Below are 18405 nucleotides of genomic sequence, written 5' to 3'. Positions count from 1 at the left end.
AACTACATGCAAGTTGCAATTATTGGTGCCGGCCCACGTGGCTTGGCTGTCGCAGAGCGGCTGATTAATCTAGCTGAAGAGGCGACGCAGCTAGATATTCAAATTTTTGACCCGCACGCTATTGGGGGGCGGGTGTGGGATCCATTTCTCCCACAAAATCAACAATTCTTGATGAACACGGTGATTGATCAAATTACTTTGTTTAATGATGACTCGATTGAAAATGGCGGCAAACCTTGCCCAGGGCCGAACCTGTTACAGTGGCTAGAGACGCAAGCCCCAGCGTACTTAGCGGCCCATGATCGCTTTGCGCTTGGTTATCGACAAGAGATCGCACGGTTAAAGGCACCGGGCGATTTTGCTTCTCGCGGCGTCATGGGCATTTATGCCGCTTGGTTCTTTGATTGGCTCAAAGCACGTGCTCGCCCAAATCAAACGTTAACATTTACCCAGCAAACCGTGGTGAACGTCACACCCCTTGGTCATAAATTTCAACTGACATTAACTGATGGGGTACAAATGCTGGCTGACCATGTTGTCATGGCATTGGGGCATTCAGATGATTATCTGTCTGATGAAGAAGCAGCATTTGCCATGTTTGCGCAAAAAAATCAACTCAAATATGTGGCACCCACACATCCTGCTGAGGCAGATTTATCGGGATTTGGGCCCTCTGACACCATCATCATCCGAGGCCTTGGTTTAAGTTTTTTTGATTACTTATATGCGTTAACGGTGGGCAAAGGCGGGGCGTTTGTGCGTCAAGCAGATGGTGAGTTGCGCTATCAACCTTCTGGCCATGAGCCACATGTGATTGCTGGTTCGCGTGGTGGGTTCCCGCTGCATGCCCGTGGCGTGAATGAGAAGACGACAAGTGAACTCTACACCCCGAAATTTTTTACGTTACCAGCCTTAGATGCCTTGCGCGCGGCTGGTGGTGGGCAGTTACGATATGTCGACTTTGAAAAACTAATTGTCAAAGAATTAACCTACAAATATCTTTTAAATCAACTTGAAATTGTGCCAAACCGTTTACCTTATGCTCGAGCAGAGGCGTTACGACAGGCATTATTAACAAGTGATGATTTGACAGCAACAGCCAAAAGCTTTGGACTAGATGGGATACCGGTCTTTGATATTGACTTGATTCGCAATCCAGCGCGTGATTTACCCGCGGATGTTGACTATGCGGCTTGGTTTAAGACCTATTTACGTGCAGACATTGCGGATGCCAGATTGGGCAACAAGCATGCCCCCTTTGCCGGCGCGTTTGATATTATGCGTGATATTCGGGATCGTATCCGTTACATTGTGGCACATGATTACTTTAATGCGGATGAATATGAAAAATTCTTACGCCGCTTTAAGCCATTTGATGTCTTGGTTTCTGTCGGCCCACCACTGGAACGGATTGAACAGTTATTAGCATTAATTGAGGCAGGAATTTTTGAAATTACAGCGGCTGATATTCATGTCACAACACAAGATGCGCACTTTATCGCGCGTGATGCACGACAGCAAGTATTTTCTGGCAATGCCTTGGTCGAAGCCCGATTAGGGGCGACAAACATTGCGATTGCCAAAAATCCAATTATTGAAAATCTGCGGCAACAAGGCCTATTCGTTCAGCCAACGCGTACACGGGCTGACGGGTCAACTTATACATTAGGTGCACCCAATGTTGATCGGCAAACATTTGAAGTCATTGATCATGCTGGACAGCCTGTCCCTAATTTGTATCTTTATGGGATCACGCTTGAGGGTATCACGTGGTTTGGTACGGTCATTCCACGACCAGGTGTCAACACGGTCATTTTGCGAGAAGGGGCATGGATTGCGCAGCGCATTTTGACGTATGCGTAACAGATAAGTTATATTTTCAGCCACGTTAATGTGGTAAACTAAGCACAGACGTGATCTCTTTTAGGGCATAAAATAACCAATAGAAGCGGTATATTGAACTTATGGCAAATATTCAGCTGATTGCAACAGATTTAGATGGCACGTTCTTGTCAGATGATAAGACATTTGATAAGACGTTATTTCGGACGGTTTTGACACGTTTAAAAGCGCAAAACATTGCCTTTGCGATCGCAACCGGCGTCCATCAATCCCGGATTAATCGGCTATTGGCGGATTTTTTGACAGATAATTTGGCCTTTGTCACCAATAATGGCGCACGCGTCGTATCAGGTAGCGGACAAGTGCTATATGAGCGAACGATACCCGTGGCCACATTACAAAAAATCGCCACATTAGTCGCAGCATTTTCGCCACAGCCTGATCAAGGTGTTGTGTACTCGACAGATGACACCGCCTATGTCCCACGTGCGTTTGCGCCATTTGTGGCTGATCGTCATATGAAATATTTTCAAAAAATGATTTTATTTGATGATATCAGCGAAATTAAGACACCGATTTTCAAGGTGACGATGAATTGGGAAAATTTCGATGAAATGCGCTTTTACACGGCTGCAAAACAAGCCTTAGGCAATGCAGTACATGTGACAGAGACGGGTACGGGGGCGATTGATATTGTCCCGTCGGGGGTCAATAAGGCAGTTGGGTTACAAGTATTAGCAGATCACCTTGGGATTGAGATGGCCCAAGTTGCGGCATTTGGTGATGGGGGCAATGATATTGAAATGCTTATGCATGTGGGCTATCCGTATGTGATGCCCAACGCGAGTTTAGTGGGAGACTTTTTACCCGTGATAGCAGACAATAATCATGACGGCGTGAGTCAAACAATCCTAGCATTACTAAATCAAAACGCAGGGCATTAATGCCCTGCGTTTTTTTGTGATGCTGTAATAAATGCGAGTTTTTGTTGGAAAATAGGTGTCGTATCGTAATCTGCGGGGCCATGCACGCCATCTGGTAGCCAGAGTGTCTTAGCAACACGTTGCGTGGCGGACTGATAGCAATCAGCGAGTGTCACGCTTTGCAAGTAAGGAACAACGGGGTCTTTTTTGCCCGCAATGAGATATAACGGCGGCATCAGTGTGGTGAAATAGGTTGCGGGGTTGGCTTGTCTAACCAAATCAGGGACACGGTCGGGTGCTTGCTGGTTGAGCATGATCCCTTCAAAAGCTAAACTTGTGCCAGTTTCTGGGAATTTTGGTGTGATGTGTAATTGTTGGAACTGTTGCGTCATGGCACTGACCTGATAAGGACCGTAAAGGGCAATAACAGATTGTATGCGTGGTAGCGTAGCCACTTCTGTTGTTGTTAATGTACCCAAGGCTACGCCAGCTGAAAAGCTTGCTGCGGCAAGCACGGCTAATTGGGCCCCACTGGATTCACCGATGAGCGTGAGTCGGGAAAGATCCAAGTGATAGGTCGCTGCTTGCCGGACTAAAAAATGCAGAGCAGCACTGATATCTGCGAGTTGATTGGGGAATTGGTTAGTTTCGCTCGTGTTGAGGCGATAATTCATACTAATCACGGCAAAACCGGCGTCTAAAAAGCGCAGGCTAGGGTTCAATTTAGCAGATGATTTTTGGCCACGGAGTAACCCACCACCGTATAAATCAAGGATAACAGGATGTACTTGAGGGCCACTTGGCAAATAAAGATCTAATTGTTGCCGGGGGTCGCCACCGTAGCTGATGTCGCGGTGAATCAGCTGCGCAGCATGCGGCACGGTAGCTGGGATGAAGTGATACGGTTGTGCTTTAAATAACATATAATGCCTCGAATTCAATGGGTTTGTTTCTATGATAAAAAACGATTCGGGGGGAGACAAGCTGGCGTTTACAAAATAAAAAAGACCCAACAGGGTCTTAAGGTTAAATATTGGTCAAATGGCCGTGTTGGTCTTTTGCAATCAGATAGTAAACCGTGCCGGCAATTGACCAAGCCCAGACAATATGGCCGAAAAATTCTGAAAAATGTTCATCAAATGGCTGATGCCAAGGGGCTGGGACGGTACCAAAGGCAGGCATCAAAACAACATGCCAAGCCAGCCAGAGAAAGATACCATAAGCAGCACCTTGCCAAAGGCCAATGGCTGGCCAATACTGTGAAACAAAAACATAGAGCACTGCAAATGTAATTGCAAATGAGAAGTGCAGGATTAACGTGAACCAGAAGACTTTCTGGTCTTGAGAGTAGTAGACGAAGGCGTGAACTAACTTGTCTGAAAAGCCAAGTTGTTCAGCCATGTGCTGTGGCGGGTTGGTCATATTACGGGCGATTGTTCGCGGTGGTAAAATGGCTTCCCAGCCAATTTTGACCATCCCGGAAATCATGCCGGCGATCAACCCAAACCAGATGCTTTTACCAATAATTTCAGCCAAACTTGCTTGTGGTTTTTGAAGTGTTAGCATACATCGACTCCTCTTAGCTTAACCTATGCTGTTTGTCGTGTCACGGTGTTAATCAACTTGAATATCATTATTTAAGAAAGGGAACTTTGAGCGGAGGAATGGGGTAACCCATCGATCCAAGCCAATCTTACCGGAATTGAAGCCAGAAATCAACAAGATACCGCCGATTATAATGTAAGTTGGATTCACTGAAACAACACCAGCACCCAGATATGAGAAGTTCATCACGAGAGCAAAGAAGCTTGCGGCAAGGGTTAAAGTACCAAAAATTAAGCCCAAACCAACGAGCAATTCACCCCAAGATACGAGGAAGGAAAAGGCTGCCGTGGCATGCCCATGATTGGTGAAAGTATTCAAAAACCAATCATACCAAGGAAAAGCTTTCGCCCCTGTTGGATCGGTCACGGGGTGCTTGATAGCCCACATAATCAAGCCTGAAGCATCAAAAGGCTTTGGGCCGGTCAGTTTGGCAAAGCCATCTGAAGCCCATTGAAATCCTAAATAAACGCGTAACACTGTCAAAAGCCACATTGCAACCTTTGAATGACGTAACCATGTAATCATAACCGTAATCTCCTTTTTTGTGCCACGAAAAATTCGTGATGTTTATTACAAATAGTAAGTATAAACAGTTTATTGTGAAAAGTCAAACAATTAGGTATCACATTTATCATGTTGATGTGGCGCGGTTTTAAGTCAATGTCAAGATGTGATAAAGAAATGATGCCAATTGTGTCAAACCCATGATTTGTCTCGGTAATTGTTAAAAAAACAAATCCAGAGTTGCTTTGGTAAACATTTGCTGGTATGATAGTTGACAGTGTGTTTAAGCAAAACACGAATAATTTCTATATATACAGAGAGATATATAGTCGGAGGAAAATTAAATGAAGCGTTCAACATTGATTGGTGGCCTTGTCGCCGCTGTGGCAGTTATTGGTATTGGGACTTCGGTCGCAATGAATTCTGGGGCACAGAAGAAGTCGGCTTATTCAGTCGCTTTGGTGACAAGTACCGGTGGTGTCGATGATAAGTCATTCAACCAATCAGCCTGGGCTGGGATTAAGCGTTTCGGCCAAAAAAATGGCTTGAAACAAGGTGAAAATGGGTATTCATATTTCGTGTCAAACGATAATTCGGAAATTAAGTCTAACTTGCAACAAGCGGTTAAAGCGCATTATCAGTTAGTCGTTGGGATTTCGTTTATGGGTGGCCCAGCCATGAACCAAGTGGCTAAAGCGAATCCCAAGACGCATTTTGCCATGGTCGAAGCGACCGTACCTTACAAAAATGCCGTATCAATTATGTTCCACTCAGAGCAATCTTCTTATTTGGCTGGTGTCGCAGCAGCTAAGGCCTCAAAGACTGGCAAAATCGGTTTTGTTGGTGGTGTAAAGGGTGAAGTGATTGAACAATTCGAAGCTGGCTTTAAGGCTGGAGTTTTGGCAACAAATCCAAAAGCAACGTTTGTGTCACAATATGCCAATACCTTTACGGATGCAGCAAAGGGTAAGACCATTGCTGCAGCGATGTATGCAAGCGGTGTCGATGTCATCTTCCAAGCTGCGGGCGCAACAGGTAATGGGGTCTTTTCTGAAGCGAAGGCGGAAAATGAAAACACAACGGCAGACAAGAAGGTTTGGGTTGTTGGCGTTGACATGGACCAAAAGCAAGATGGGGACTATACGACAAAGGATGGTCAGAAGGCGAACTTCACATTAGCATCAGCGATCAAGCGGGTCGATAACGCCATCGAATTGGTCGCTGAACAAGGTCAAAAGGACAAGTTCCCTGGTGGCCAAACAGTGACGTATGGCTTGAAGGAAAAGGGTGTTGATATTGCCCGTGATTCTATGCCTGCGGATGCTTGGGCTGCAACACAAGCGGCAAAGCAACAAATTTTAGATGGGAAAATTACAGTCCCAACAAAGTTAAGCGAAGTTAAATAATGACAAACAGTGCTCAGGCACTGTTTTTTTGTCTGTTTAAACTGTATTTAATCTGTGGTCGTTATAATCAAGTTATTGATAAGCACAACTTAAACTTATTAATTCATAACGCCCCGTATTGGTAGTTGCGACTTTTATTCTCTCTCTCCCAATCTTCTCTTCTCACTCTCAAATATAGTTTAATTCGCATATCACAACCATGCGGGACGTTTATATCAAAGCAGCCAAACGACGGACACGTCGCTTGGCTGCTTTTTTTATGATTTTGCTGGTGAGAGCTTTGTACGTAATTGTTGCCCCAAAATTGGGTAAACCACTAAAACAACGAGCATCGTTGTGATGCAATTAATCAGTGTTGGGAAAAGTGCGGATAAAGTGGCAATCACGGCGGGTTGGAAGGTCATGCCTTTGATCAAGGCCATCACAAAGTTGTGCCCAGTTGTCGTGACCAATTTGGTAGCAATTGCGCTTAAAACAATTAATACTAATTTTGTCGTCGTTGGCTTTAAACGGTAATTTAAAGCCTGAAAAGTCAACATCGCTATACCGCCCACGACAAAAACTTCAAAGAAGTAATATGGGGCATCGAGGACATAATTATGCGTTAGGTCAAATAAGGCCAGCCCCATCCCACCAGCCAATGCCCCACGCTGATAGCCTAATAGTAAGACTGATAATAAGGCAGCGGCGTTACCAAGGTGAACAAATGGTTTACCAATTAAAGCCGGCATCGGGACCTGAATACTCGTGGCGACATAGGTAACCGCCGCAAAGAAAGCGACTAAAACAATAGTTTGTGTGATGAAATCTCTCTTCATAATTTGCCCCCAATAGCAATAACGTGAATATTAAACTCGTAACTCATAGTTTATCACATATAAAGGCGAACATTGTAGCGATATGGGGTGATATTTCGTAAGATTAGTCAATGTTGTTGCAAAAAATGCATTTGACTTCCATATCTGTACTACGTATAATAGTACACGTGGTACAGCGATAAGCTTGTATCAGGGGAAATGAAACACGAATGTCACGTCGCGTTATGGTATACGGCCAAATAAATTAAAGGGAGTACGTGAATGGTACAAATTCAGAGAAGTCAACCATTGTACGAGCAGCTCATGTGGCGAATTAAATCACAAGTTGCATCTGGCGTGCTAAACATTGGTGATAAATTACCATCAGTCAGAGAAATGGCTTTAATTGAGGGATTAAATCCAAATACTGTGGCAAAGGCTTACAAAGCATTAGAGCAGCAACAAGTGATCGCAACTGTGGCAGGCAAAGGGACCTTTATTCGGGGGAATGATGGGTTTGTGACGGATGAACGGCTATTGGCAAGCATTCGCCAGCAATTAGCCGAAGCGGTGATTGATGCGAAGCGGGCGGCTATTTCACGCGCGCAGCTTCATCAATGGCTGGATGCCAGTTACGGCGAAGATCGTGGGGAGGAGAGACACGGACATGACCTTAGTCATTGAAAATATTTCTAAAAAGATTCAACAGCAAGACGTCTTAAAAAATGTCAGTTTTGAACTCAATACAGGTGAAATTGTGGGGCTAGTCGGTCGGAATGGGTCAGGTAAGACGACGCTATTTGATACGATTGCCGGTGAATTATTGCCGGACTTTGGCCGTATTGGCTTAGATGGCCTAGATTACATCAAAACGATTCGGTTACATGAGCAATTGTTTTATGTTGACATGCCGGAAAACTGGTTGCGTTATTATTCGCCAAGAAAAATCAAAGCCATCTTAAAACTGGCGTATCCAAATTTTGATGAACAGTGGTATGACGCAGAAATCAAGCGTTTTGGTTTAAATAATAGTAAGCGGATTCGGACTTACTCCAAAGGCATGCGCGCATTATTTATGATTATTGTGAGTTTTGCGAGTCGTGCGCAGTATGTGTTCTTAGATGAGCCGCTCGATGGGTTAGACGTTTTGATTCGCGATCAAGTCAAACAGTTAATTGTGAATCAAGTGACATCACATCAAACAACCGTATTAATCGCATCGCACAATTTAGTTGATTTGGATACGTTAGTTGATCGCGTGTTGCTTTTGAAAAATCACACGATTGATCGCACATTTGCGATTGAAGAAAATAAAAATATTCGGAAATATCAATTAGCCTATTCTGGTGAAGTATTACCGACATTTTTGCGCGATAGTGGGACGATTATCGCCCAAACAGGGCATGTTGTGACAATTGTTTTCAATGATTTTACGGAAGCACTCGGCATTAAATTGGCTGGTCAAGACTTCAAATTCATCGAAGAGCTCCCCATTGGTAGCGAGGATGTTTTTCGCGCCAGCTTTGCTGAAGAAGCCCATGTTTGGCAGCAAGAATTGGAGGGAACAAAATGAAGCAAGCCATGAAACTTTATGCGCTGATAAAAAAGGATCAACTCATTTTGGCGTTTATCTTGGGTGTCGTACTCATGGGTCTTGAAGTCGGAACGTCTCTTTGGCAAAATAAGGTGTCATATATTGTCAATAGCGGGCTATTACTCATTGGTGGGTGGTTGCTTGTGGGCTTTATATCACTTCTCATGGATCAGTCACGGCGATTGGATATTTGGCTTTACACTCAAAAAATATCACGTGGCCAGTTGTTTATCATCCGTGTCCTCTTAATGGTCGTGGTCCCCATTGTGACAGGTTTTGCCGTAAATACCTTGATATTACTCGCCATTCAACCAGCAGACTTAAGAAATCTGATGCTTACGAGTGCTAATCTTGCCTTGGGTTACTTTTTTATCGCGAGTTTAACAGCAGTGATTTACACCATTATTGGGCCAAATTGGATGAAAGTTGCCGGTTTGTTTTTCACGTTAGCAGTCCTTGTGCAGCCGCTGGAAACGATTGCGTCACTTTGGCACAATGACTTGTTGCCGGATATGGTTGTCACATTGTTGACGAGTATGGTTTTGTTGAGTATTGGTTATTCATTGTCAAAGAAAATTAGTGCAGAAACAACTGATGAGGCAGTACGGGTGCGTTACCTGCGCTGGCCGGTGGTCATTTTTGTTTTTGTGGCAACGAATTTAACCTCGCTGGCCAATCATGTGGGTCAGGTAGATATTAAAGTTGTTGTGAGCACGATGATTGTCCCGATCATTTTGTCGGGATTGACGTTTTTCTTTGTCTTCAGGCCAAAGATAAAATTGACCTGGGATAAGTAGTTGTAGTGATTGGATAGGGGGAAAAGATGGCATTATTAGAAGTTAAAGATGTGAGTAAACAATATGGCCGAAAAAAAGCGATGGATCACGTCAGTTTTGAAGTCGCAGCAGGGCACATTGTGGGGCTGATCGGGCCAAACGGCGCAGGGAAGTCCACAACAATGCGTGCCATTACCGGGCTGATGAGTTACAGTTCAGGGCAAATTACATTTGATGGGCAACCCATTACGTTTAGCAACCATCAGGCCCTGGATAAGATTGGTAATTTAATTGAGTATCCGGCCATTTATCCGAATTTAACGGCGTTGGAACATTTGAAGTTGTATGCGATGGATACCAAAACACCGGCAGACTTTCAAACGCTGATGAAAAAAACACAAATTGATGGTGACAACTTCGGCAAGCGGAAAGCAAAGCAATTCTCTTTGGGGATGAAACAGCGCTTAGGCATTGCCATTGCGTTGATTCGTAATCCTAAATTAGTCATTTTAGATGAGCCGATGAATGGTTTAGATCCGCAATCAGTTCATGATTTACGGGCTTTAATTCGAGAATTGGCGGATGATGGGGTGGCATTTTTGATTTCAAGTCACCTGTTAGATGAATTACAGAAGTTGGTCGATGATGTGGTGATTATTAATCACGGTAAAATCATTGAGACGGCCACGATGACGGCGTTTTTCAGTCATGATAAGACGCGCTGGTTATTTGATACATCAGATAACCGTGCTGCGCTTGATTTAGCCAAGTCACGCGCGTGGGCTGCAACCCTAACGGATGGACACGTTGAAATTGATGGTGCAGATAATCTACAGCAAGTGATCACTGCTTTCAATGATGCAGGGCTAATCATTACAGCGATCCAGACTGTGACGGGCAACTTGGAGAAGTCGTTACTGGATATGTTAGCCAATGATGATAAGGGGGAATAAGTGATGTTAACATTGATGAAACAAGAATATTATAAAGCGGTCAAACAGAGCCGGTTATACATTTGGCTAGCCTTGAGTTTCATTTTCCCGTTGGCCATCATGGCCGTGTTTAAAACCCAACGTTCAGGGGAGAGTGTGGTGGCTTTTGGGCAAGGCACCCTCTACGTCTTTCTTGCCGGAATTATTGTGACGGCTTTAAGCATTTCACAAGAATTTGGTTTTGGGACGATTCGACCACTGCTATCACGGCGTTTTAGCCGGGGTATGATTTTTGCCAGTAAATTATTATTGAATTTGAGTGTTTACTTGGCCTTGTTTGTGGCAGCTTTTCTGGGGACCATGTTGGGTAAGTTGCTGTTTGTCTCACATTTTGATTTAAATCAATCATTTAACGCAATTGGGACGGGCTGGCAAGTGATGGGACTGACATTTATAGCAACCTTATTGCAAATGTTCTTCATTGCAGGCTTAGTTTTGCTCATTACAAATCTGGTGAAAAGTTCTGGGGCAGCCATTGGTCTTGGGGTTGTTATGATTGTGGGGACACCCATTTTGAGTAGTATTTCTGCGATGCTCATCCATGCTGCGCCAATTTTGAAATGGAACCCATTTAACATTTACTTGGGATTGGCCATGCTTGGTATGCCCGGCAGCGCGTATAAAGCTGTCGTGCATTTTTCACAAAATACGGTGCTTAGCGCTTATGTGGTGTATTTGCTGATGATGTACGGTGCAGCGTATCTTATCTTTAAAAAACGGTCAGTTTAAGGCAGATTAATAGAAAAAGGCAACCGACGTATTGGTCGGTTGCCTTTTTATTGGCTTGTTTCACGTGAAACAAATGGGATTAGAAATCGGCGGTATCGGCGTTCAAATGTGTCCCGTTGATCCCCTGTAAGGTATCTAATGTCGCAACTTCTTCGGGCGTCAAGCTGAAATCAAAGACATCAAGATTAGCTTGAATGTAGGCTTCGTGGGTTGATTTTGGTAGCGGCACAAAGCCTTTGTCCAAAGACCAACGAATCAAAATTTGTGGAACTGACTTGTGATACTTCGCGGCTAAATCGGCCACTTGGGGCAAGTCGATGAGCTTACCGGTACCTAATGGCGAATAAGCTTCATCTAGAATGTGATGTGCCTTATCATAGGCCACAAGATCAGCTTGGGCATCCGATGGATTAAGAAAATTTTGGTTCACCATTGGGGCCACTTTTTGTGTTTTAGCCAAGGCTTCCAAATGATGTATTTGGAAATTAGACACACCAATGGCTCTCACTTGACCAGCCGCATAAGCGTCTTCCATGGCACGCCATGTTGCAGCGTTCGCTTGTTCCCATGCTTCTGGCGCTTCCTGTCGCAGAGCTGCGGGATTCGGCCAATGGATGAGGTACAAATCCACGTAATCTAAACCAAGCGTTGTTAAAGATTTTGCTAAGGCGGCTTGGGCTGCTTCATAACTATGCGCATCGTTCCAAAGTTTAGTTGTGATGAATAGCTCATCACGCGCAATACCAGCATCTTTAATCGCACGTCCCACAGAGGCCTCGTTGCCATAAATTGCTGCGGTATCAATGTGACGATAGCCAGCTGCAAGTGCCCATTTAACTGCGTCGTAAGCCACATCACCATCTGCTGATTGCCAAGTGCCAAAGCCAATCACGGGTATTTGAACACCATTGGCTAAAGTGTAAGTGTCTGTTAGTACCATCATCGTTACCTCCATGTTTAACGAGCAGTAACGCACGACCAGTTTTTTGGTTGGTGGGGCGTTACTTTTTGCAAAAGATTTGTATTCACAGGTAGTATAACACTTTTTGAACAGTTGTTCGCATCACGGTTGTGATGTTATTGATCGATGGCTTGAATTTGCTTGAGTTCTGCAAGTTTCCAGCTGACGTAATGTTCACCATTTGGAATGGTTTCTGTGACGTTGATGACGGGCACATGATTGTCTTTAGCTAAGTTAATGATATTTGTGACTGTTGAACTGGTGGTCTGCTTATTATTAACAATGAAGGCAATTTTATGTGACGTGATCGCGTCCTTTAAGGCTGATAGCACAGCTGGGGAAGGATCATTTCCTTCTTCGATGGCCTCAGAAAAGTCTTGATCCATGACTTGATAACCCATTGCCGTCAACATATATTCAAATACTGGCTCGGTTTGTGCGACCACTTGGTGATTCGCCTTTGCCTTAAGTTGGGCGACTAAAGTGGTAATGGGTTGGAGGCTAGCGATATATTTTTTAGCATTGGCCTTGTAATCGGCTTGATGAGCGGGATCTTTTTTGGCCAACAAGTCTGCTAAGTAATTGGCTGTTTTGATCATTGTTTCGGGGTCATTCCACAGATGTGGATTTTGTCCCATCTTATCGTGTAAGACGTTTTCACCGACTTCAACGAGCTGTGAATTGTGGGACGACTTAGCCAATTTTGTGAGCCAAGCATCGTAGCCCAAGCCATTGGCAATCACAATATCTGTGCCATTGACTTTCTTGGCTACAGTCGTTGTCGGTTCATAGTCTTCGGGTGAAATATTGGCACTTTTAATAATTGCACTGGCTGTCCCGTGGCTACCAACCACCGTTTGCGCGAGTTCGGCATAAAAGTCAGTTGAGGTTATAATGCTAATTTTGTCCGTGTGTTTCTTGGTGGTATCGTTGCCTTTGAAGGCAGCAAAACCAACCACAGCAATGATAATAATCGCCATTAAGGCAATAAGTTTTTTCATGATGGTGTATCCTCTAATTGATTAATTTGTTTTAGAAAGTGAATAATTGTGACCTGCTGTTCGTCTGTGAACGTTGCAATAGTCGCATCAATTGCCTGATGAAGTGCTTGGTGAGACTGTTCATGCTGACGTGCCAATTTGATACCAGCTGGCGTCAGTGCATAGTTCACGCTACGTTTGTCGCTTGCATCTGGCGAAGAAAGCACATAGCCGTGTGCGACAAGGTTTTTCACGGCTTTGGTAATCGCAGGCTTAGATAAATTCATTCGATCGGCCAACGTTGCATTGGTCGCGTTTTCTTCCTGTAAGAGCATCAGCAAATGGGCTTGTGTTGCGTTGATTTTTTGCGCGGTGGTTGTTCGGATAAATTCTGAACGTGCCGCGTAAGTTTGGACGAAAGTGTTGAGTTCATTGATGATAGTATTGGATTCTGACATATGCCACCTCGATAGTTTACTAGTTAATTAACCAGTAAACTATATCAAGTAATCGTGACGCTGTCAAGTGCACAGGGGAAAAGAAATTAAACAAGGCCGGTTGCAAGAGAGAGTAGCCAAATTGGCTGTAAGCAGCAAAAAAGGATGACGCTTTAGCGTCATCCTTTTGATTACTTTAATGGGGTTTAACCCTTGAAGACCCAGGCGTCACCATTGTTTGCCAATAGCTTATCAGCCGCTTCTGGACCCATTGAACCAGACTTGTAAGTTTCAAGTGGTGCGTTGTCAGCGGCGTAAACAGCTGAAATCGCGTCAACGAACTTCCAAGCGATGGCTACGCCGTTCCAGTCAGCGAAGTTTGAGCCATCACCATTCATTGTGTCATGAATCATACGTTCGTATGGTTCTGGTGTGTTTTGCTTATCTTCATCTGAAATTGTCCAACCAAGGTCAATTGTCCGAGTGTTGAAATCATCTTCAACTGACTTAGAGTTGATCTTGAAGTCAACGCCGCCCTTAGGATCAATCAAAATTGACAATACAGCTTCTTGAGCTGCTTGTGTTGTGCCAAAGTTGAAAGTACCCGCTTTGAAGACGATATCCACGCGTGTTTGCTTTGCAGCCAAACGCTTACCTGAGCGGACATAGAATGGCACCCCTTCCCAACGAGGCAAATCAAATTGCAATTCACCAGCGATGAACGTGTTGTTCTTTGAGTCAGCAGGCACATCCATTTCTTCAAGATATGGCTTGAAGTCAGCAGTGTCACCGGCACCATATTGGGCGCGCACGAAGTACTTGTTCACTTCTTCTTCGTTGTAAATCTTCAAGGCATTGAAGGCTGCGTTTTTAGCGGCACGAATGTCTTTATCAGTAAATGAATCAGGTTTTTCCATCGCTAGCCAACCAACGATTTGCATCGTGTGGTTTTGGATCATGTCGAGCAAGGCGCCGGCTGTGTCATAGTAACCGGCACGTTCTTCAACACCCAAAACTTCTGACAAAGTCACTTGGACGTTTTTGATGTAATCTTTGTTCCAAGCGGCATCAAAGATTGGGTTACCAAAACGCAAAGCGGCAATATTTTGGACCATTTCTTTACCGAGGTAGTGATCGATACGGAACAATTGGTCGTCGTCAAAGGCGTTTTCCAAGTCACTTTGCAATTCTTCAGCTGTAGCATATGATGTGCCAAAAGGCTTTTCAATCATCAGACGGTTATAACCAGTTGTGGCCAACAAGCCTTCTGACTTCAAATACTTAGCAATTGTGCCAAAGAAGCGGGGGGCAACAGACATATAGAAGATACGGTTGCCATCAATGGCAAACTTTTCAGAAGCTTCTTCAATCGCTGACTTTAAGATGTCATATGATGCGGCATCTGTAACGTCATGGGCACGGTATGAAAAATGTGTAATAAATGCTTCGGCTTGCGTCTTGTCTTCTGTAAAGTCAGCGATTGATTCGCGCACAAGTTGCTTGAATTCATCGTCAGTTAACTCTTGACGTGCTGTCCCAACAATGGCAAAGTGTTCTTGTAGGTAACCTTTCTTGAAGAGGTTAAAAACTGATGGGTAAAGCTTACGCTTTGCCAAATCACCAGTAGCACCGAAAAATGTTACTAACGTCTTGATTTCTGAAACCATGATGTTCCCCTTAATATTATAATTAAATTCATCTACCATTATAACGCAAAATGGGGCGAAAAGTACCAATTTCACAAACAGATTCACTGACACGGGAGGCAGAAAACATGCTCATCAACGAATTCACGCCCAAACAACAACGTATTTTACGGCAATTGGATGTGGGCCAATATGCTGGACACACGCGGATTGCGCATGCGTCAGCACGGGACCCGCATAAAAATTATTATGTGATCCATATTGACGTGAAGTCTAAAACCTGGAAATATCAAAAGGATGAGCCGATTCGGCCATCGGAGGTCGCCGACTTGTTAAAAGCTGGGGGCTTGTTGACAACAAAAATTCGGCATCAATACGTTTTGAATCCGGCTGTGTTTAACCAACCAGTGCGACGGTTCTTGAAACGATGGCAATAGGTCGTTACGTCAAGTCATAAAAAGCATCAGGGGTAACCTGATGCTTTTTATGTGCCTAGTAGATGTGATTTAAGCCAATAAATCATGCACAAAGTCGGCAAAGGATTTTTCGCCAATTGGCGTTTTCACCACAGTAAAACCATGATAAGACTCAGGATAACGGGCAACGGTGACACGCACATAGGCAGCGACAAGATGTTGGGCAAAGGTTTCAGCTTCGTCACGCAAACTATCAAATTCAGCCGTATGGATAATCGTTGGCGGAAAGCCCATCAGCTCTTCTGTTGTCGCCACAATTGGTGATACCAGCGGATTATGGCGGGTTTTAGCTGTGTCATCTTGTAAATAGAACTGATTCATGAGACGTGATTCATCAATGGCAATCCCTTGGCCATTGGGATAGTTTTTGTCTTCTGGATCCGTGTCTAAATCAAGCACAGGGAAATCAAGCATCAGCTTATCTGCTAGTTTGATCCCTTGGGCTTTAGCTTGGAGTTGGGTCGTCACGGCCAAATTGCCGCCTGCACTATGACCCATTACAATGAAAGGCCGTCCTAGCGGGGCAAAATTACTGAAATGTTCTAGCACATAACCATAGGCGCTAAAGGCTGCATTAACCGCTGCTGGGAAGGGGTGTTCTGGAGCCACGGGATAGTCGACATCAATGACCGTATAGTTCGTGGCAAATACCAACGACTTTGCAAAGGCGAAGTCACCTTGTGTCCAGGGATACATAAAACCAGAGCCGCGGAAATTTAAAATGACGCCTTGACTGGGTAAGTAAGCTGGCGCATAAATATACAATTTAACCGGCGCTTGGTCAGCGATGTTGATGGTTTCTGTTGATTGTATGAGACCAGTTTGGCGTGATTCGGGCAAAGGCACGTCGTAAGCTTCACTGCGTTTGCGTAAAACTTGGGCTTGGGCAAGTAAATCTTCTTGTGTCATCGTATTATCCTTCCGTTATGGTGAGCCAAGTAAAGGCGGTTGCAAGTTGTTGATCCCAGAAATCCCAATCGTGATCACCGGGTAAACTGGTCCACGTATAGCGATCGCCAAAGGTTGTGCGTAGTTGCTGACTGAACGCTAAGTTAGGGGCATACAGTGGGTCTTGTTCACCACAAGCGGTGTAGAGTGCTAGGGGCCATTGCGCCGCATTAAATTGGGCGAGGGCTGCAGACAACGACAAGGGCTTGGCGTGAATATCTTGCCCTTCAAAGACCAAATCAAAATCAGGCATGGCAAAGATATCGCGTTTGTCATAGAAATCTGCCAAATCGACCACCGCAGATAAGGCCACAATCCGGCTGAAATGTTGTGGTTGGTTCAACCCCCATTTTAAGGCGCCATAACCACCCATCGAATTTCCCATGACCACATTGTCTTCGCGAGCAGTGCTAAGTGGGAGCAAAGCGCGTAAACGCTGGGGTAATTCTTGGGTGATAAAGTCCCAATAGCGCCGACCGTGTGCCATATTATTGTAAAAACTGCGATCGACATCCGGCATGATGACCGCGTAACCACTCACTGTGGCATAACGTTCTAAGCCAGTCATACGATACCAATCGGTGGCATCCCCCGATAAGCCATGTAGGAGCCAGACCGTTTTTAATGGTTGGGCATGCAATTTTTCATAGGCGACCGTGCCATCAGATTCGCGCTTTTCCGGCACGATGACGTTAACTTCGGTCATTTTATTGAGCATATTTGAAAAGTAGTGCAAGGTCATAAAAGCCATAATGTTCTCCAGAAGGTGTGATTAAACCGAGACGGGAAGTGTCGGTGCTTTATGTGTGTGATCAGCCAGAAATGCCAGGACAATTGTCTTGGCTGCAGGTGACCAAAAGGCATCCGTGCCATGGTTGCTGCCCTGCATCGTGACAAACTGGTTGGGAATGTTGGCGGCATCGAGTGCATTTTTGAGGATGACACTCTGCTGGAAAGGCACAATCATATCTAATGTGCCATGAAAAATCAAAAACGGTGGCAGCCCAGCGTGCAGATGCGTGACGGGGTCGGCTTGGTGCATTATCTCAGCGGTGGGATCGATGGTTTGGTGGCCGAAATAAGCGCCCACCCAACTGTCAGCGGAGCGATGTTCTTGAATGGAAGGCGCTAAATCTAGGTCTTGTAAGCGGGTTGGCCCGTAAAAATCAATCACCGCTTTAAACGTGCGGTTTTTAGGCGTGGTTCTGAAGAAGGCGGTATCATTTTGGGTCGCGGCCGTCATGACGGCGGTGTAAGCCCCTGATGATTCGCCCCAAAGGATGATTTGGTCGGGATCAATATGATAGTCTTTGGCGTGTGCGACGAGAAAATCAATGGCGGCGTTGACGTCCTGAATCGTGGACGGGAAAGTGCCGCCTTTGTCACTCCCTTGATACGCCACGGCGGCCACAACATAACCTTGTTGGGCAATATCAACGAGGTGGGGTAAATGCAGGCCGATTTCTTGGGTGGCAAAGGCCGAGCCTTGAATCCAAACAATTAAGGGAAATTGCCGCTGATCATTGATGCCAGTTTCTGGGATGTAGACGGGTGGGACTAAAATATCCAGTAGCAAGTCAGGTTGCTGCTCGTCATAGGCAATATTAGTGAAACACATGGGGATTTTGGGTGTGTCGTCACCGGCTAAAACGGTGGCCCCAGGGACAAGTGTCTGGTCTTCAGGGAAATCAGTGACTGAAAACGGGTCAAGATACTGTGGGTGTGTGGACAATGGACTAACCTCCTAATCATTGTTAAGTTTATCGCATTCATAATACGACTTCATAGT

20 protein-coding genes are annotated in these 18405 nt (G+C 44.8%); 9 read left to right on the top strand and 11 right to left on the bottom strand.

The window, feature by feature from the left end:
• The first annotated feature begins 6 nt into the window (after positions 1–6).
• Positions 7–1863 carry an FAD/NAD(P)-binding protein gene (locus tag HF966_RS04830; RefSeq protein WP_168676723.1) on the top strand — a complete coding sequence of 619 codons (1857 nt, stop codon included), beginning with the start codon at positions 7–9 and terminating at the stop codon, positions 1861–1863.
• A 101-nt stretch (positions 1864–1964) separates the two neighbouring features.
• Positions 1965–2786, top strand: a complete 822-nt coding sequence (locus HF966_RS04825; RefSeq protein WP_168676721.1) for an HAD family hydrolase — start codon at positions 1965–1967, stop codon at positions 2784–2786.
• Here HF966_RS04825 and HF966_RS04820 read toward each other — a convergent pair.
• The 3 genes from HF966_RS04820 to HF966_RS04810 all read right to left on the bottom strand — a co-directional run bounded on the left by HF966_RS04820 (position 2783) and on the right by HF966_RS04810 (position 4895).
• On the bottom strand, positions 2783–3688 hold the full coding sequence (locus HF966_RS04820; RefSeq protein WP_168676719.1) for an alpha/beta hydrolase: 906 nt from the start codon (positions 3686–3688) through the stop codon (positions 2783–2785). The genes HF966_RS04825 and HF966_RS04820 overlap by 4 nt on opposite strands.
• Before the next feature lie 103 nt (positions 3689–3791).
• Positions 3792–4331 (bottom strand): YagU family protein, encoded by a 540-nt coding sequence (locus HF966_RS04815; protein WP_168676717.1) that lies wholly within the window; start codon positions 4329–4331, stop codon positions 3792–3794.
• A 48-nt stretch (positions 4332–4379) separates the two neighbouring features.
• Positions 4380–4895 carry a DoxX family membrane protein gene (locus HF966_RS04810; protein ID WP_168676715.1) on the bottom strand — a complete coding sequence of 172 codons (516 nt, stop codon included), beginning with the start codon at positions 4893–4895 and terminating at the stop codon, positions 4380–4382.
• A 323-nt stretch (positions 4896–5218) separates the two neighbouring features.
• Between HF966_RS04810 and HF966_RS04805 the strand changes: the two genes are divergently transcribed.
• Positions 5219–6280, top strand: a complete 1062-nt coding sequence (locus HF966_RS04805) for a BMP family lipoprotein (RefSeq protein ID WP_168676713.1) — start codon at positions 5219–5221, stop codon at positions 6278–6280.
• A gap of 257 nt (positions 6281–6537) precedes the next feature.
• Here the strand turns inward: HF966_RS04805 and HF966_RS04800 are convergent, their stop codons facing one another.
• Complete coding sequence (locus HF966_RS04800; protein ID WP_168676711.1) at positions 6538–7098, bottom strand: ECF transporter S component; 561 nt, start codon at positions 7096–7098, stop codon at positions 6538–6540.
• A 261-nt stretch (positions 7099–7359) separates the two neighbouring features.
• Between HF966_RS04800 and HF966_RS04795 the strand changes: the two genes are divergently transcribed.
• From HF966_RS04795 to HF966_RS04775, 5 genes are read left to right on the top strand one after another with little or no spacing between them, the layout of a single operon-like run.
• On the top strand, positions 7360–7761 hold the full coding sequence (locus tag HF966_RS04795) for a GntR family transcriptional regulator (protein ID WP_168676709.1): 402 nt from the start codon (positions 7360–7362) through the stop codon (positions 7759–7761).
• Positions 7745–8650 carry an ATP-binding cassette domain-containing protein gene (locus HF966_RS04790; RefSeq protein ID WP_168676707.1) on the top strand — a complete coding sequence of 302 codons (906 nt, stop codon included), beginning with the start codon at positions 7745–7747 and terminating at the stop codon, positions 8648–8650. The genes HF966_RS04795 and HF966_RS04790 overlap by 17 nt, the downstream gene beginning before the upstream one ends.
• Entirely contained in the window at positions 8647–9468 is an 822-nt protein-coding gene (locus HF966_RS04785) for a hypothetical protein (protein ID WP_168676705.1), read from the top strand. The genes HF966_RS04790 and HF966_RS04785 overlap by 4 nt, the downstream gene beginning before the upstream one ends.
• A gap of 26 nt (positions 9469–9494) precedes the next feature.
• Positions 9495–10400, top strand: coding sequence for an ABC transporter ATP-binding protein (locus tag HF966_RS04780; protein WP_168676703.1), 906 nt, complete (start codon positions 9495–9497; stop codon positions 10398–10400).
• Between the two features lie 3 nt (positions 10401–10403).
• Positions 10404–11168, top strand: a complete 765-nt coding sequence (locus HF966_RS04775) for an ABC transporter permease (protein ID WP_168676702.1) — start codon at positions 10404–10406, stop codon at positions 11166–11168.
• A 79-nt stretch (positions 11169–11247) separates the two neighbouring features.
• Here HF966_RS04775 and HF966_RS04770 read toward each other — a convergent pair whose 3' ends face one another.
• The 4 genes from HF966_RS04770 to zwf form a co-directional block, all read right to left on the bottom strand.
• Positions 11248–12108: an aldo/keto reductase gene (locus tag HF966_RS04770; protein WP_168676796.1), complete on the bottom strand. Its 861-nt coding sequence runs from the start codon at positions 12106–12108 to the stop codon at positions 11248–11250.
• 137 nt (positions 12109–12245) lie between these two features.
• Positions 12246–13130: a metal ABC transporter solute-binding protein, Zn/Mn family gene (locus HF966_RS04765; RefSeq protein WP_168676700.1), complete on the bottom strand. Its 885-nt coding sequence runs from the start codon at positions 13128–13130 to the stop codon at positions 12246–12248.
• Complete coding sequence (locus HF966_RS04760; protein ID WP_168676698.1) at positions 13127–13567, bottom strand: MarR family winged helix-turn-helix transcriptional regulator; 441 nt, start codon at positions 13565–13567, stop codon at positions 13127–13129. Before HF966_RS04760 ends, HF966_RS04765 begins: the two co-directional genes overlap by 4 nt.
• 185 nt (positions 13568–13752) lie before the next feature.
• A complete protein-coding gene (gene zwf / locus HF966_RS04755) occupies positions 13753–15213 on the bottom strand; it encodes a glucose-6-phosphate dehydrogenase (RefSeq protein WP_168676696.1) in 1461 nt (486 codons plus the stop codon).
• Positions 15214–15320: 107 nt separating this feature from the next.
• Between zwf and HF966_RS04750 the strand changes: the two genes are divergently transcribed.
• Entirely contained in the window at positions 15321–15629 is a 309-nt protein-coding gene (locus HF966_RS04750) for a hypothetical protein (protein WP_168676694.1), read from the top strand.
• Positions 15630–15698: 69 nt separating this feature from the next.
• Here the strand turns inward: HF966_RS04750 and HF966_RS04745 are convergent, their stop codons facing one another.
• Genes HF966_RS04745 through HF966_RS04735 form a run of 3 tightly spaced genes read right to left on the bottom strand, consistent with a single transcriptional unit; the run spans position 15699 to position 18348 of the window.
• Positions 15699–16577 (bottom strand): alpha/beta hydrolase, encoded by an 879-nt coding sequence (locus HF966_RS04745; protein WP_168676692.1) that lies wholly within the window; start codon positions 16575–16577, stop codon positions 15699–15701.
• A gap of 4 nt (positions 16578–16581) precedes the next feature.
• The gene (locus HF966_RS04740) at positions 16582–17367 is read right to left on the bottom strand and encodes an alpha/beta hydrolase (RefSeq protein ID WP_168676690.1); all 786 of its coding nucleotides are present in this window, start codon (positions 17365–17367) and stop codon (positions 16582–16584) included.
• Between the two features lie 21 nt (positions 17368–17388).
• Positions 17389–18348 carry an alpha/beta hydrolase gene (locus tag HF966_RS04735; RefSeq protein WP_168676688.1) on the bottom strand — a complete coding sequence of 320 codons (960 nt, stop codon included), beginning with the start codon at positions 18346–18348 and terminating at the stop codon, positions 17389–17391.
• Positions 18349–18405 lie beyond the last annotated feature (57 nt).

It is taken from the genome of Leuconostoc holzapfelii (genome assembly GCF_012396485.1).
GTDB classification, from domain to species: Bacteria; Bacillota; Bacilli; order Lactobacillales; family Lactobacillaceae; genus Leuconostoc; species Leuconostoc holzapfelii.
The sequence above is the reverse complement of the archived record's forward strand: the minus strand, read 5'-3'. Positions and strand labels throughout refer to the sequence as shown.